We start from the raw sequence: 14,351 nt of genomic DNA on the forward strand, positions 1-14,351 counted from the left end.
ATGAGCGGATACATCTACCTGGCCATCGCCATCGCCGCCGAAGTCGTCGCCACCACCTCCATGAAGGCCATCAGCGGCTTCAGCAAGCCGCTGCCGCTGATCCTGGTCGTTTGTGGCTACGGGCTGGCCTTCTGGATGCTGACCCTGGTGGTGCGCAGCATCCCGGTGGGCATCGCCTACGCCATCTGGGCCGGCCTTGGCATCGTGCTGGTGAGCATCGCCGCGGCCTTTCTCTACGATCAGAAGCTGGACCTGCCGGCCCTGCTGGGCATGGGGCTGATCGTCGCCGGGGTGGTGGTGATCCAGCTGTTTTCCGGCAGCACCGGGCATTGAGACCAGCGGCGGCGAGGAGCGTGTAAAATCGCTTCTTTGCCGATCACCCGAGCAGGCCGTTCATGTCCCAACCCTGGTCCACCGATATCCTCATCGTCGGCGGCGGCGTCGCCGGCCTCTGGCTCAACGCCCGCCTCAGACGCGCCGGCTACGCCACCGTGCTGGTGGAGACCGGCGCCCTGGGCGGCGGCCAGAGCGGCAAGTCCCAGGGCATCATCCATGGCGGCACCAAGTACGCCCTGACCGGGATGCTCACCGGTGCCTCCGAGGCCATCGCCGACATGCCGCGGCGCTGGCGTGAGAGCCTGGCCGGCAGCGGCGAGCTGGATCTCTCCGGCGTGCGCCTGCTCTCCGAAGCCCATTACCTCTGGTCGCCGGGCAGCCTGGCCGGCAACCTCACCAGCTTCTTCGCCAGCAAGGCGGTGCGTGGCCGGGTGGATGCGGTCAAGGGCGACGAACTGCCCCCGGCCCTGCGCGATCGTGCCTTCAAGGGCAAGGTCTATCGCCTGGCCGAACTGGTGCTGGACGTGCCGAGCCTGGTCGCGCGCCTGGCCGAGCTGGCCGGCGACAGCCTGCTGGCCGGGCATGAGCTGCAACCGCTGCGCGAAGCCGGCGAACTGACCGGCCTGGTGGTGGACGGCCAGCCCATTCGCGCCCGCCGCATCGTGCTCACCGCCGGCGCCGGCATGGCCGAGCTGCTCCAGGCCCTCGGTCTCGAACAACCGGCCATGCAGCGCCGCCCGCTGCACATGGTGGTGGTCAAGGGCCCCATGCTCAAACCCCTCTATGCCCACTGCCTGGGTGGCGGCCCCAAGCCGCGGGTGACCATCACCAGCCACCCCACCGCCGATGGCCAGTGGCTGTGGTACCTGGGTGGCGACCTGGCCGAAGCCGAGGGCGTGGCGCGCGAACCCCAGGCGCAGATCGCCGCGGCACGCGAGGAATTGCAGCGCCTGCTGCCCTGGATCGACTTCGCCGGCGCGCACTGGGCGACCCTGCGCGTGGATCGCGCCGAGCCGGCGCAATCCGGACTGGTGCGCCCGGACAATGCCTTCCTCGCCGAGGAAGGCCGCCTGCTGGTGGGCTGGCCGACCAAGCTGGCCCTGTCGCCGGACCTGGCCGATCGCGTCCTGGCCAATCTCGACCGCGACGGCATCGCCCCCGGGCAGCACCCCGCCCTGCCCGCCCATCCGCAACCGCCGGTGGCCGCACCCTTCTGGGAGGAACTGCTGCCATGAGCTTGCGCACCCTGCATGGTCTGCACCGTCCGCTGGGCAGCACCGGTCTGGAGATCTCCCCGCTGGGCCTGGGCACGGTCAAGTTCGGCCGCGACCAGGGCGTGAAGTATCCCAATGGCTTCACCATCCCCGACGACCGCAGCGCCGCGGACCTGCTGAGTCTTGCCCGTGAACTGGGGATCAATCTGCTGGACACCGCTCCGGCCTATGGCCGCAGCGAGGAACGCCTGGGTCCGCTCTTGCGTGGCCAGCGCCAGCACTGGGTGATCGCCAGCAAGGTCGGCGAGGAATTCGAGGGCGGCCTGTCCAGCTTCGACTTCAGTCCGGCCCATACCCGCCGCTCGGTGGAACGCAGCCTGCAGCGCCTGGAAACCGACTGGCTGGATCTGGTGCTGGTGCACTCCGATGGCAACGACCTGGCCATCCTCCAGGACAGCGGCTGCTACGAGACCCTGGCCGAGCTCAAGCGCGAGGGGCTGATCCGCGCCTTCGGCTTTTCCGGCAAGACCGTCGCCGGCGGCCTGAAAGCCCTGGAAGCCGGCGATTGCGCCATGGTCACCTTCAACCTCAATGAAGACGCCGAGATCCCGGTGATCCAGGCCGCCGCCGCCCAGGGCAAGGGCATCCTGATCAAGAAGGCCCTGGCCAGCGGTCACGCCGTACTCGGCGCCGGCCAGGATCCAGTGCGGGCCAGCTTCGCCCGGGTGTTCGGCGAGCCCGGGGTGAGCAGTGCGATAGTCGGCACTATCGATCCCCTGCACCTGTCACATAATGTCCGTACCCTGGCCGAAGTGATCACCGCTCGGCCCTGATCCAGAGCGTTTCGCTGAACCCTTGCCTTCGTCCGCTGGACGCCCCGCCCGGTCGCTCAGGGACGGCGCGTCCGCGGCATACAACAAACAGGAGTCGGCCATGCCCCAGCTCATCGCCCGCCACAATCCCAAGGCGTTCAAGACCCTGCCCCTTTCGGTCGAGGCCAACCATGACGGCCTCACCTACCAGGCCCTCGGCCAACCCCTGAATTTCAGCGAGATGCTGGAGCGGCGCAAGCCCATCGAGATCGACGATGCCCAGCACTTCAGCGCCAGGCTCGCCAATCTGGGGGTCTCGGTACGCCTGACGCTGAACTGGCAGGGCCAGGATCACTGGCTGCTGGTGCGCCAGCGCCGGCCCGATCGGGGCGACGTGGTGCTCAAGCTGATCTCCGGTTACATCCCGACCCACGAACTGGCGCTGCCGCTGCTCACCGCCGTCCAGGAGGTGGCCGAGGAGTGCCTGATCGAGACGCCGCGCGGCTGGCTGGCCGGACGCTTCGCCGACACCTGGCTGCCGACGCCCTATGCCCCGGCCCTGCCCTATCGCGAGGACGTGGCCTTTCGCCTGACCCCACGTTCGGGCGCGGCGCGGCCGGTACGCTGCGGCAGCCTGGCGCTGCTGGAGCGCCCACGCGCCTATGTGCACACCCCCACCGCCTCGCTGCAACTGGTCTATGACCTGCTGCTGGAGCTGCCCAAGGAGTGCAAGGCGCCGAGTCTGTTCCACGTCGACGAGAAGATCGAGAACGGCCAATTGCTGGCGCGCCTGGCCCGGCAACGCCCGGATCTCTATCTGGTCGCCCTGGACGACGGCAAGCCCACCGGCGAGCTCTATACCCTGTCCGCCGGCCAGCGCCTGCCGGTATCGACCCGCGGCCTCTGGCTGTCGGAAAGCTTCGCCCGCCAGGACGGCTGGCTGGTTCACGACAGCCGGGTGCGCTGGCGTGACTGGCTGGAGCGCATGGCGCCCCAGAGCGCCCTGCAGCGGGCCTAGGGTAGGCGAAAGATCAGTCGCCACCGGCGCGGCGTTCACCGACGCCGCCGCCGGCCGCGGCTTGAACTCGGCCGGCTAATCGCGAAAAGGGCAGCGTCTGGATCCACACGGTGCCGTGACCGCTCAGGGTCGCCAGCACCAGGCCTTCGCCGCCGAACAGCATGCTGCGCAGGCCACCCGCCAGCTTGATGTTGTAGTCGATGCCGCTGGTGAAACCCACCAAGCAGCCGGTGTCCAGGCGTAGCGTTTCGCCCCTGAGTTCCTTGCGGATCACCGTGCCGCCGGCATGCACGAAGGCCATGCCATCGCCCTCCAGCCGCTGCAGGATGAAGCCTTCACCGCCGAAGAAACCGGCGCCCAGACGGCGGGTGAAGGCCACGCCGATGCGGGTACCCATGGCCGCACAGAGAAAGGAATCGCGCTGGCAGAACAGGGTGCCGCCCAGGGCGGCGAGATCCAGGGGTACCACCTGACCCGGATAGGGCGCGGCAAAGGCGACGTGGCGCTTTTCGCGGCCTTCGTTGGTGAAATGGGTCATGAACAGCGACTCGCCACCGAGCATCCGTTTGCCGGCGCCCCACAGCTTGCCGAGCAGGCCGGCGGAGCCGTCGCCCATGCGCGCGGTGAAATCGATGTCGGCCTCCATGTAGGTCATGGCGCCGGCCTCGGCGATCACCGTCTCGCCCGGATCGAGGCCGATCTCCACCGCCTGCAGGGATTCGCCGAGGATGCGGTGGTCGAGGATATGGCTGGGCATGGCTGTCAGACTCCTGGTGTAGCGTGGAAAACGGCGCAGCCTTTTCCACTGTCCTGCGTTTGGGCAAGGCGCGTGGAAAACGCTGCGCGGTTTTCCACCCTACAACATCGCGGTCATTACCGGTGCTACCTGGCTTCCCTCAACCCAACCCTCTCCCGGAGGGAGAGGGGGATGTACGGTACGAATGAAAGTCCCGTAGGTTGGGCTGAGTGCAGCGAAGCCCAACACATCGCAACCCCGTAGCGTGGAAAACGGCGCAGCCTTTTCCACTGCCCTGCGAATATGCAACGCGCGTGGAAAAGGCTGCGCGGTTTTCCACCCTACGACATCGCGGCCATTACCGGCGCTATCTGGCTCCCCCTCACCCCAGCCCTCTCCCGGAGGGCGAGGGGGATATCCGGTGCGGATGGACGCTTTGTAGGTTGGGTTGAGCGCAGCGAAGCCCAACACGGCAAGGCTCAACCACGGCCGTTGGGCTTCGACGATGAAGCTGTCTCAGCCCAACCTATGCAGCCAATCAGACGTCACGTAGCTCACCAGCGAAACGCTCTAGCCGACGGCGCAGGCGCTGGTTTTCCCGCCGCAGTTCTTCCACCTCATCCAGCAGGTGCAGGGCCAGGGCGGTGGCGGACCAGTCCAGTTCCAGCTCGTGCCTCAGGCGCACGGCGCGGCGGGCGCGATGCAGGGCGCTGGTATCGAAGTGCCACTCGGCCGGGCGCTTGCCCCGCTGGGGTGCCAGGATGCCGTGCTCGACGATCTCCACCACCACCGGCTCGCTCACCTCGCAGAGCACGCAGAATTCCTGCAGGACGATCAGACTGCTCATCAGACTTTCCTCCAGTCGCGGCGGGGATCGAAGGCCGCCCGCTCGGCCAGTTGGCGCCACAGCGCCTGGGTTTCTTCATCGCCCCTGGGCGGCATCACCACCTTGAGCAGGGCATGCAGATCGCCCTGCCCCGCCTTGCCGGCCAGGCCCTTGCCGCGCACCCGCAACCGCGCACCGTTCTGGCTGCCGGGCGGGATACTGAGCATGATCTGTCCATCCAGCGTCGGCACCTGCACCTTGGTGCCCAACGCAGCTTCCCAGGGGGCGAGCGGGACGCTGACCACCAGATCCTGGCCGTCGACGTCGAACAGCGGATGGGGCACCAGGCGGATGACCAGGTAGAGATCCCCCGCCTCCGCGCCGCCGACGCCCGGCTCGCCCTGGCCTTTCAGGCGGATACGTTCGCCGTCGGTGCTGCCGGCGGGAATCTTGACGTTGAGGGTCTTGGTGGTCTCGCCGACGCGCCGGCCCAGCTCGTCGCGCTGCGGCAGCGTAAAACTCAGCGGCTTGGTGCTGCCCGCCTGGCTCTCTTCGAGAAACAGCGGCAGCTCCAGCTCGATGTCACGACCCCGGCGGGCGAAACCGCCCTGCTGCGAGCGCCCGGCAGCACCGAACAGGGATTCGAAGAAGTCGGAGTAGTCCGCGCCGAAGCCGGCATGGGGATCGCTGTAGTCATCGCCTGAACCCGGCTGCCAGTCCGGCGGCACCTGGAAGCGCTCGCCCTGCTGCTGGTAGAGGCGTACCTGATCGTACTCGGCGCGCTTGTGCGGATCGCGCAGGACGTCATAGGCCTCGGCCACCTCCTTGAAGCGGGCCTCGGCATCGGCCTCCTTGCTCACATCGGGGTGGTACTTGCGCGCCAGCTTGCGATAGGCGGTCTTGAGGGTCTTGTCGTCGACGTCGGGAGCGACGCCGAGCACCTCGTAGTAGTCCTTGAAGTCCATTGCGGTCTCCAGTAACGGTTCTCCTAGAGACCGCGCAGCGCCCCCAGGGGTTGCACGCAGCCGGTCAGTCGCCTCGCTTGCGAAAGGCCAGGGTGCCGGCCAGCACCGTGAAGGTCGCCACCAGCGCCACCAGGATCCAGAAACCATGGGGCGAATCGGCCAGCGGGATACCGCCGACGTTCATGCCGAAGAAGCCGGCGATGATGTTGATCGGCAGGGCCAGCACCGTGACCAGGGTCAGGGTGAACAGGGTGCGGTTGGTCTGCTCGGCGGAGGCGGCGGCGATCTCCTCCTGCAACAGCTTGAGCCGCTCCACCAGGGCGGCGAGGTCGTCCAGCACCCGGTCGAATTCCTCGGTGGCCTCGCGCAGGGTCTGGATGTCGTCGCGGCGCAGCCAGGCCGGCGGCCGGTTGAGCAGCCGCAGCAGGGAACCCGGCTCCAGGGCCAGCAGCCGTTGCAGCCGGACCAGGGCGCGTCTCAGGCTGCCCAGTTCGGCGCGACTGGCGGACAGCCGCTGGGACAGCAGGCGATCCTCGATGGCATCCACCTTGACCGTGGTGTCGCGGATGATGCCGGTCAGCACATCGGCCTGGTCGCGCAGGAGGTGCACCAGCAGCTCCAGGGTCGAGCCGAAGCCCTCGCCGCGGCGTACCGCGTGGCGCAGGCGATCCACCGAACGCAGTGGCTGGGCCCGGGCGGTCACCAGCAGCCCCGGGCGGGCGCAGGCCCAGAGGGTGGCGACGTCCACCGAGACCTGGCCGTAGGCGAGGGTCACGTCGTTCACCACCCCGAGCAGGGTGTCGTCGGCCGGTTCCAGGCGGGTCGAGTGGGAACCGGCATGCAAGGATTCGAAGAATTCCTCGGGCAGCTCCAGGTGCTCGCGCATCCAGCGTTCGGCGGCGGCGTGGGCCAGGTTGAAGTGCAGCCAGCGAAATCCGCCCTCTTCCGCCTCCCAGGGATCTTCCGGCGCCATCGTCAGGGCCCGGCCCGGCTGGCCGGAGGTGAAATGATAGGCGTATAGCAGCCCCAGCCGTTCGGCGGCCGGATGCAGGGGGATCAGCGTATTGGTCATGGCTACCTGCGGAGGGAACGCGACATCAGGGCTCTGTTAGCAGGTCCGAATGAACCTTTGATGACAGAGCCCCGGTCGGCAGGCGCCGGAGCGACGCCCCGGACGGGGCACCGCTCTTATTGCGGACGCATGTGCGGGAAGAGGATGACGTCGCGGATCGACGGCGAGTTGGTCAGCAGCATCACCAGGCGGTCGATGCCGATGCCTTCACCGGCGGTGGGCGGCATGCCGTATTCCAAGGCGTTGATGAAGTCGGCGTCGTAGTGCATGGCCTCGTCGTCACCGGCGTCCTTTTCCTGGACCTGCAGCATGAAGCGCTCGGCCTGATCTTCGGCGTCATTGAGCTCGGAGTAGGCGTTGGCGATCTCGCGGCCGCCGATGAACAGCTCGAAGCGGTCGGTGACGCTGGGATTGTCGTCGTTGCGGCGCGCCAGTGGCGAGACCTCGAAGGGGTACTCGGTGATGAAGTGCGGCTGCTCCAGCTTGCTCTCCACCAGCTCCTCGAAAATCATCACCTGCAGCTTGCCCAGGCCTTCGTGGCCGAGCACCTTGGCGCCAGCCTTCTTGGCGATGGCGCGGGCCTTCTCGACGTCCTGCAGGTCTTCCGCGGTGATGTCCGGGTTGTACTTGAGGATGGAGTCGTACACCGACAGGCGCACAAAGGGCTCGCCGAAGTGGAAGACCTTGTCGCCATAGGGCACATCGGTGGTGCCGAGTACGGCCATGGCCAGTTCGCGGAACAGTTCCTCGGTGAGGTCCATGTTGTCGCGGTAGTCGGCGTAGGCCTGGTAGAACTCGAGCATGGTGAACTCGGGATTGTGCCGGGTCGAGACGCCTTCGTTACGGAAGTTGCGGTTGATCTCGAAGACCTTCTCGAAGCCACCGACCACCAGGCGCTTGAGGTACAGCTCCGGCGCGATGCGCAGGAACATGGCCATGTCCAGGGCGTTGTGGTGGGTCTCGAAGGGCTTGGCCGCCGCACCGCCGGGAATGGTCTGCAGCATGGGGGTTTCCACTTCGAGGAAGCCCCGCTCCATGAGGAAGCGGCGGATGTGGGCGATGACCTGGGAGCGTACGCGGAAGGTCTGGCGCACCTCTTCGTTGACGATCAGGTCGACATAGCGCTGGCGATAGCGCAGCTCGGTGTCGGTCAGGCCGTGGTGCTTGTCGGGCAGCGGTCGCAGCGACTTGGTCAGCAGTCGCACGTCGCTCATGTTGACGTAGAGATCGCCCTTGCCGGAGCGGGCCAGGGTGCCTTCGGTGGCGATGATGTCGCCCAGGTCCCAGGTCTTGACCGCTTCCAGGGTCTCGGCCGGCAGGGTCTTGCGGTCGACGTAGACCTGGATGCGCCCGCTGGTGTCCTGCAGCACCATGAAGGCGCCGCGGTTGAGCATGATGCGGCCGGCCACCTTGACCTTGATGCCCGCGGCTTCCAGCTCTTCCTTGGTCTTGTCGGCGTACTGCTGCTGCAGATCACCGGCCAGGCTGTCGCGGCGGAAGTCGTTGGGGAAGGGAATGGCCTGCTGGGCACGCAGCGCGGAGAGCTTTTCCTTGCGCTGGGCGATCAGCTTGTTGTCTTCCTGTTCCTGGGCTTGGGGGTCTAGGGGTTGTTCGCTCATGTCTGCTGTTTACCTGGGGAGTGCTTGTCGTAGGAGCGGCCCATGGCCGCGATAACTAGCAGTATCGCGGCCATGGGCCGCTCCTACAGAGATAGGTTGGTTAGATGCCCTGCTTGAGGCTGGCTTCAAGGTATTCGTCCAGATCGCCGTCGAGCACCTTGTCGCAGTCGCTGCGTTCCACACCGGTGCGCAGATCCTTGATCCGCGAGGCGTCGAGGACGTAGGAGCGGATCTGGTGGCCCCAGCCGATATCGGACTTGGAGTCCTCCAGCGCCTGGGAGGCGGCGGTGCGCTTCTGCATCTCCAGCTCGTACAACTTGGCCCGCAGCATCTTCATGGCGGTGTCCTTGTTGGCGTGCTGGGAACGCTCGTTCTGGCAGGCCACCACGGTGTTGGTGGGCACGTGGGTGATCCGCACCGCGGAGTCGGTGGTGTTCACGTGCTGACCACCCGCACCCGAGGAGCGGTAGGTGTCGATGCGCAGATCGGACGGGTTGATCTCGATGTCGATGTTGTCGTCGATCTCGGGCGAGACGAACACCGCGGTGAAGGAGGTGTGGCGACGGTTGCCCGAGTCGAAGGGACTCTTGCGCACCAGGCGGTGCACGCCGATCTCGGTGCGCAGCCAGCCGAAGGCGTATTCGCCCTTGATGTGCACCGTGGCGCCCTTGATGCCGGCGACCTCGCCTTCCGACAACTCGACGATCTCGGCGCTGAAACCGTGCTGGTCGGCCCAGCGCAGGTACATGCGCAGCAGCATGTTGGCCCAGTCCTGGGCCTCGGTGCCGCCGGAGCCGGCCTGGATGTCCAGGTAGCAGTTGTTGGGGTCCATCTCGCCGCTGAACATGCGGCGGAATTCCAGCTTCTCGAGGATGCCGCGCAGGCGCTCCACCTCGGTCGCCACGTCATCGACCGCGCCCTGGTCTTCCTCTTCGGCGGCCATCTCCAGCAGGTCGCTGGCATCGGCCAGGCCACCGGTCAGCTCGTCCAGGGTCCCGACCACCTGGGCCAGCTGGGCGCGCTCGCGACCGAGATTCTGGGCGTATTCGGGCTTGTTCCAGACAGCGGGATCCTCGAGCTCGCGCTCGACTTCGACCAGACGATCCTTTTTCAGATCGTAGTCAAAGATACCCCCGAATGGTCTGGGTACGGCTGGTGAGGTCCTTGATGCTGGTGACGATCGGGTTGATTTCCATGGGGGAAACACTCGCGAGAAAAGCTGTGGAAAAGCTCGCGAGTATAACCCAATCGGCGGCGAAACTCAGCGGGCGGCGGGCAGCGCCGCCCGCACGCGCCTCAATCGGCGTCGAGATCGCGATGGCGGGTTTCCGGCAGGCACAGCAGCCCCACCACCAGGCTGACGCCGGTGATCAGCACCGGGTACCAGAGGCCGTAGAAGATGTCGCCGGTATAGACCACCAGGGCAAAGGACACCGTGGGCAGGAAGCCGCCGAACCAGCCGTTGCCGATGTGGTACGGCAGCGACATGGAGGTGTAGCGGATGCGCGTGGGGAACAGCTCCACCATCAGCGCCGCCAGTGGTCCGTAGCAGAGGGTGGCGATCAGGATCAGGGCGAAGATCACCGCCACCACCATCGGCTTGTTGACCTGGGCCGAGTCGGCCTTGGCCGGATAGCCGGCGGCCTGCACCGCGGCGCGCAGGGCCGGTTCGTCGAAGCCGACGATGAGCTTGTCGCCGACGCTGACCTGCACCGCATCGCCGGGCGCCGCGGCCACGCTGCGGTAGGGCAGACCGCTCTTGGCCAGCAGTGTCTTGACCCGGTCGCAGGGACTGTCGAAACGCGCCTTGCCCACCGGATCGAACTGGAAGGTGCAGGTGGCCGGGTCGGCGGTCACCACGATGGGAGCCTGCTGGCTGGCCTGGTAGATCTGCGGATTGGCGTAGTGGGTCAGGGCCTTGAACAGCGGGAAGTAGAGCACCGTGGCCAGCAGCAGGCCGAGCATCAGGATCGGCTTGCGCCCGACCTTGTCCGACAGCCAGCCGGCGATGACGAAGAAGGGGGCCCCGAGGATGACGCTGATGATCAGCAGGTTGTTGGCCAGCACCGGATCCAGCTTGAGGGTCTGGGTGAGAAAGAACATCACATAGAACTGCGACAGGTAGAAGGTCACTGCCTGGCCGCCGTTGATGCTGAACAGCGCGATCAGCACCACCTTGAGATTGCTCCAGTTGGTGAAGGAATCGCGGATCGGCGCCTTGCTCTGCTTGCCTTCGGCCTTCATGCGCACGAAGGCGGGCGATTCGTGCATCGACATGCGGATCCAGGTGGAGATGGCCAGCAGGAAGATCGACAGCAGGAACGGCAGGCGCCAGCCCCAGACCTCGAACTGGTCGCCGGTCAGGTACCGGCAGACCAGGATCACCACCAGCGACAGCAACAGCCCCAGGGTCGCGGTGGATTGCAGCCAGCTGGTATGGGCGCCGCGCTTGCCGGGCGGCGCGTGCTCGGCGATGTAGGTGGCGGCGCCGCCGTATTCGCCGCCCAGGGCCAGGCCCTGCAGCAGGCGCAGCACCACCAGGATGATGGGTGCGGCCACGCCGATGCTGGCGTAGGTGGGCAGCAGGCCGACGCCGAAGGTGGCGATGCCCATGAGGATGATGGTGGCGAGAAAGGTGTACTTGCGGCCGACCATGTCGCCCAGGCGGCCGAACACCAGGGCGCCGAAGGGCCGCACCACGAAGCCGGCGGCAAAGGCCAGCAGGGCGAAGATGAAGGCGGTGGTGTCGTTGACGCCGGCGAAGAACTGCTTGCTGATCACCGCCGCCAGGGCGCCATAGAGAAAGAAGTCGTACCACTCGAAGACGGTTCCCAGGGACGAGGCGAAGATCACCTTGCGTTCTTCGCGGCGACTGCTGGCCGCGCTGGGTTGGACCCGGGGTTGGGCATAGTCGGACATCGCACGTTCTCCTGACCCGGGATCGCCGGGCTGATTGTTGTTATGGGCGACAGCTACTACGGTGGAAACGGCGGGAGGCCCGCCGTCGGTGAAAGCGGAGGGACGCCGCTAGGCCGCCGAGACCGCGCTGGCCCGGGCCACCACGGCGGGCAGCTCGTGACTGCCCTGCTCGCGCGCCTCGGCCAGCATGAAGCTGGCCGCCTGCTCGGCGATCATCAGCGTTGGCGAGCAGCTGTTGCCCGAGACCAGGGTCGGCATGATGGAGGCGTCGGCCACCCGCAGCCCGGGAATGCCATGCACCCGCAGGCGCGCATCGACCACGGCGTCGGCGTCCTGACCCATGCGGCAGGTGCCGGATGGATGGAAGATGGTGGTGCCTATGGCGCCGGCCGCCTGCTGCAATTCCTCCTCATTCTGGTAGGCCGGGCCCGGCAGGTATTCCTCGGGTCGATAGGCGGCCAGGGCCGGAGCGGCGACGATGCGCCGGGTCAGGCGGATGGCGTCGGCGGCCACCTTGAGATCCTCCGGCGCGCTGAGGTAGCGCGGCTGGATCAGCGGCGCGGCCAGCGGGTCGGCGCTGCGGATGGCCACCTGGCCGCGACTGGCCGGACGCAGGTTGCACACCGAGGCAGTAAAGGCGGGAAAGCCGTGCAGCGGCTCGCCGAAGCGCTCCAGCGACAGCGGCTGCACGTGATACTGCAGATTGGCCGAGCGCTGCCCGGGATCGGAGCGGGCGAAGGCGCCCAGCTGACTCGGCGCCATGGCCAGGGGGCCACTGCGTTTCCAGAGGTATTCCAGGCCCATGCCCAGCTTGCCCCAGAGACTGCCGGCCAGGGCGTTGAGGGTCGGCACGCCGTGCACCCGGTAGATCAGCCGCAGTTGCAGGTGATCCTGCAGATTGCCGCCCACCCCTTCCAGGCGGTGCCGGACGCCGATGCCCAGGCCTTCGAGCAGACCGCGCGGCCCTATGCCGGAGCGCTGCAACAGGGTCGGCGAGCCGATGGCGCCGGCGCAGAGCACGATCTCCCGCCGTGCCACCAGGCGCTGGGGCTCGGCCTGGCCCGGCAGGCGCGCCAGCACCGCCCGTGCCCTGCCCTCCTCCAGCAGCACCCGCTCGACCTGGACGCCGGTCAGCACCTCGAGATTGGCGCGCTGGCGGATGGGCTTGAGAAAGGCCTTGGCGGCATTCCAGCGCACGCCATTGCGCTGATTGACCTGGAAGTAGCCGCAGCCTTCGTTGTCACCGGTGTTGAAGTCCTCCACCGGCGCGATGCCGGTTTCGCCGGCGGCCGCGCGAAAGGCGTCGAGCAGCGTCCAGTGCAGGCGCTGCCGCTCGACCCGCCATTCGCCCCCGGCGCCATGAAACTCTGAATTGCCGTCGCAGTGATCCTCCATGCGCTTGAACAGCGGCAGCACGTCCTGCCAGCCCCAGCCGGGATTGCCGGCGGCGGCCCAGCCGTCGTAGTCGCGGGCCTGGCCACGCATGTAGATCATGCCATTGATGGACGAGCAGCCACCCAGCACCCGCCCGCGTGGATAATTGAGCGCGCGGCCCCCCAGGCCCGCTTCCACCTCGGTCTTGAAGCACCAGTCGGTGCGCGGATTGCCGATGCAGAACAGATAGCCTACGGGGATGTGGATCCAGGGATGGTTGTCGCGCCCGCCGGCTTCCAGCAGCAGCACGCGATGGGCCGGATCGGCGGACAGTCGATTGGCCAGCAGGCAGCCGGCCGGACCGGCGCCGACGATGATGAAGTCATATTCCGCAGCAGGACCGGGCATGACGTTCCCTCGCTTTTTTGTTGTTGTGGTCCCTATCCTAGTGTCGTCATCCGCGAACAACAGTCGCAGAAAACGGGCACCGGCTGTGCATTTCTGAACAGCGCCCCGCAAGCGACCGCGCAGACAGACCTAGACGAGGGAGACGGGATGTTCGACTGGAACGATCTGCGGGTTTTTCTGGAGATCCAGCGCCATGGCCGCCTGCTGACCGCCGCCCGTAGCCTGGGCGTCAGTCATGCCACCGTCGCCCGCCACCTGGAGGCCCTGGAGCGCGCCCTGGGCAGCCAGCTACTGGTGCAACAGGCCAGCGGTTATCAACTCACCCCGGCTGGTCAGGCCCTGCTGGCGCACGCCCAGGCAATGGAAGAAGCCGCGTTGCTGGCCCAGGAGGCAGTGACCCAGAGACTCAATCCGCTGGGCCAGGTGCGGGTCGGGGTGACCGAAGGCCTGGGCACCGGCTTTCTCGCCCAGCGCCTGGGAGCGCTGCTGCGCGACTATGCGGGGCTGGAAGTGGAACTGGTCTCGGTGCCGCGCTTCGTCAGCGTCACCAACCGCGAGGCGGACATCGCCATCACCCTGGAAAGGCCCACCGCCGAAGGCCTGATCGGCCGGCGGCTGACGCCCTATCGCCTGAGGTTCTACGCCAGTCGCGCCTACCTGGATCGGGCGCCGCCCCTGGGGGCCGAAGCCGACCTCGGCGAGCAGACCTTCATCGGCTACGTCGACGACCTGCTGTACACCCGCGAACTGCAATTCATCCAGGGACTCTGCCCCGAGCCGCGCATCGTCTTTCGCAGCACCAGCGTCATCGCCCAGCGCGAAGCCGCCTGTGCCGGCATCGGCATCGCGGTGTTGCCCTGCTACCTGGTGGGTCAAGGCACGCCCCTGGAAGGCGTGCTCCCGGAGCGCTCCTTTACCCGGGAGTACTGGATCTCCACCCACCGCGAGCTGCACCGCTCCGCGCGCCTGCGCGTGGTCTGGGATTTCCTGCTGCACCTCTGCGCAGCGGAGCGGAGCGTCCTGCTGGGCGAGGAACGTGCCCTCGCCTAGCC

At 67.2% G+C, this 14,351-nt stretch carries 13 protein-coding genes; 5 read left to right on the plus strand and 8 right to left on the minus strand.

Annotated features, from left to right (window positions below; translation table 11 throughout):
- The 4 genes from CFE50_RS14240 (at position 1) to CFE50_RS14255 (ending at position 3,380) form a co-directional block, all read left to right on the plus strand.
- Entirely contained in the window at positions 1-333 is a 333-nt protein-coding gene (locus CFE50_RS14240; RefSeq protein WP_027600233.1) for a DMT family transporter, read from the plus strand.
- A gap of 62 nt (positions 334-395) precedes the next feature.
- The gene (locus tag CFE50_RS14245) at positions 396-1,571 is read left to right on the plus strand and encodes an NAD(P)/FAD-dependent oxidoreductase (RefSeq protein ID WP_286734470.1); all 1,176 of its coding nucleotides are present in this window, start codon (positions 396-398) and stop codon (positions 1,569-1,571) included.
- Positions 1,568-2,383: an aldo/keto reductase gene (locus tag CFE50_RS14250; protein ID WP_286734471.1), complete on the plus strand. Its 816-nt coding sequence runs from the start codon at positions 1,568-1,570 to the stop codon at positions 2,381-2,383. Before CFE50_RS14245 ends, CFE50_RS14250 begins: the two co-directional genes overlap by 4 nt.
- 100 nt (positions 2,384-2,483) lie before the next feature.
- Positions 2,484-3,380 carry a hypothetical protein gene (locus CFE50_RS14255; RefSeq protein ID WP_007162117.1) on the plus strand — a complete coding sequence of 299 codons (897 nt, stop codon included), beginning with the start codon at positions 2,484-2,486 and terminating at the stop codon, positions 3,378-3,380.
- 13 nt (positions 3,381-3,393) lie between these two features.
- Here the strand turns inward: CFE50_RS14255 and CFE50_RS14260 are convergent, their stop codons facing one another.
- The 8 genes from CFE50_RS14260 to CFE50_RS14295 all read right to left on the minus strand — a co-directional run bounded on the left by CFE50_RS14260 (position 3,394) and on the right by CFE50_RS14295 (position 13,299).
- Complete coding sequence (locus CFE50_RS14260) at positions 3,394-4,137, minus strand: TIGR00266 family protein (RefSeq protein ID WP_241807886.1); 744 nt, start codon at positions 4,135-4,137, stop codon at positions 3,394-3,396.
- Positions 4,138-4,654: 517 nt separating this feature from the next.
- A complete protein-coding gene (locus tag CFE50_RS14265; RefSeq protein ID WP_286734478.1) occupies positions 4,655-4,963 on the minus strand; it encodes a chaperone modulator CbpM in 309 nt (102 codons plus the stop codon).
- Positions 4,963-5,907 (minus strand): curved DNA-binding protein, encoded by a 945-nt coding sequence (cbpA, locus tag CFE50_RS14270; RefSeq protein ID WP_144957054.1) that lies wholly within the window; start codon positions 5,905-5,907, stop codon positions 4,963-4,965. Before cbpA ends, CFE50_RS14265 begins: the two co-directional genes overlap by 1 nt.
- A 64-nt stretch (positions 5,908-5,971) precedes the next feature.
- The gene (locus CFE50_RS14275) at positions 5,972-6,979 is read right to left on the minus strand and encodes a transporter (protein WP_144957051.1); all 1,008 of its coding nucleotides are present in this window, start codon (positions 6,977-6,979) and stop codon (positions 5,972-5,974) included.
- 116 nt (positions 6,980-7,095) lie between these two features.
- Positions 7,096-8,598 carry a lysine--tRNA ligase gene (gene lysS, locus CFE50_RS14280; protein ID WP_108582484.1) on the minus strand — a complete coding sequence of 501 codons (1,503 nt, stop codon included), beginning with the start codon at positions 8,596-8,598 and terminating at the stop codon, positions 7,096-7,098.
- 100 nt (positions 8,599-8,698) lie between these two features.
- Positions 8,699-9,794 (minus strand): peptide chain release factor 2 gene (gene prfB / locus CFE50_RS14285; protein ID WP_100168977.1). Its coding sequence is split into 2 segments (ribosomal slippage): positions 8,699-9,721 and positions 9,723-9,794, totalling 1,095 coding nucleotides; the frame shifts between segments, so codons are not numbered across the junction.
- A 100-nt stretch (positions 9,795-9,894) separates the two neighbouring features.
- Positions 9,895-11,517 carry an MFS transporter gene (locus CFE50_RS14290; protein ID WP_007160970.1) on the minus strand — a complete coding sequence of 541 codons (1,623 nt, stop codon included), beginning with the start codon at positions 11,515-11,517 and terminating at the stop codon, positions 9,895-9,897.
- A gap of 108 nt (positions 11,518-11,625) precedes the next feature.
- Positions 11,626-13,299: a GMC family oxidoreductase gene (locus CFE50_RS14295; protein ID WP_286734488.1), complete on the minus strand. Its 1,674-nt coding sequence runs from the start codon at positions 13,297-13,299 to the stop codon at positions 11,626-11,628.
- A gap of 147 nt (positions 13,300-13,446) precedes the next feature.
- Here CFE50_RS14295 and CFE50_RS14300 point away from each other — a divergent pair, with 147 nt between their 5' ends.
- Entirely contained in the window at positions 13,447-14,349 is a 903-nt protein-coding gene (locus CFE50_RS14300; protein WP_077171599.1) for a LysR family transcriptional regulator, read from the plus strand.
- The last annotated feature ends 2 nt before the right edge of the window (positions 14,350-14,351 follow it).

This window comes from Pseudomonas sp. PGPPP4 (assembly GCF_002256045.1).
Taxonomy (GTDB): domain Bacteria; phylum Pseudomonadota; class Gammaproteobacteria; order Pseudomonadales; family Pseudomonadaceae; genus Chryseomonas; species Chryseomonas oryzihabitans.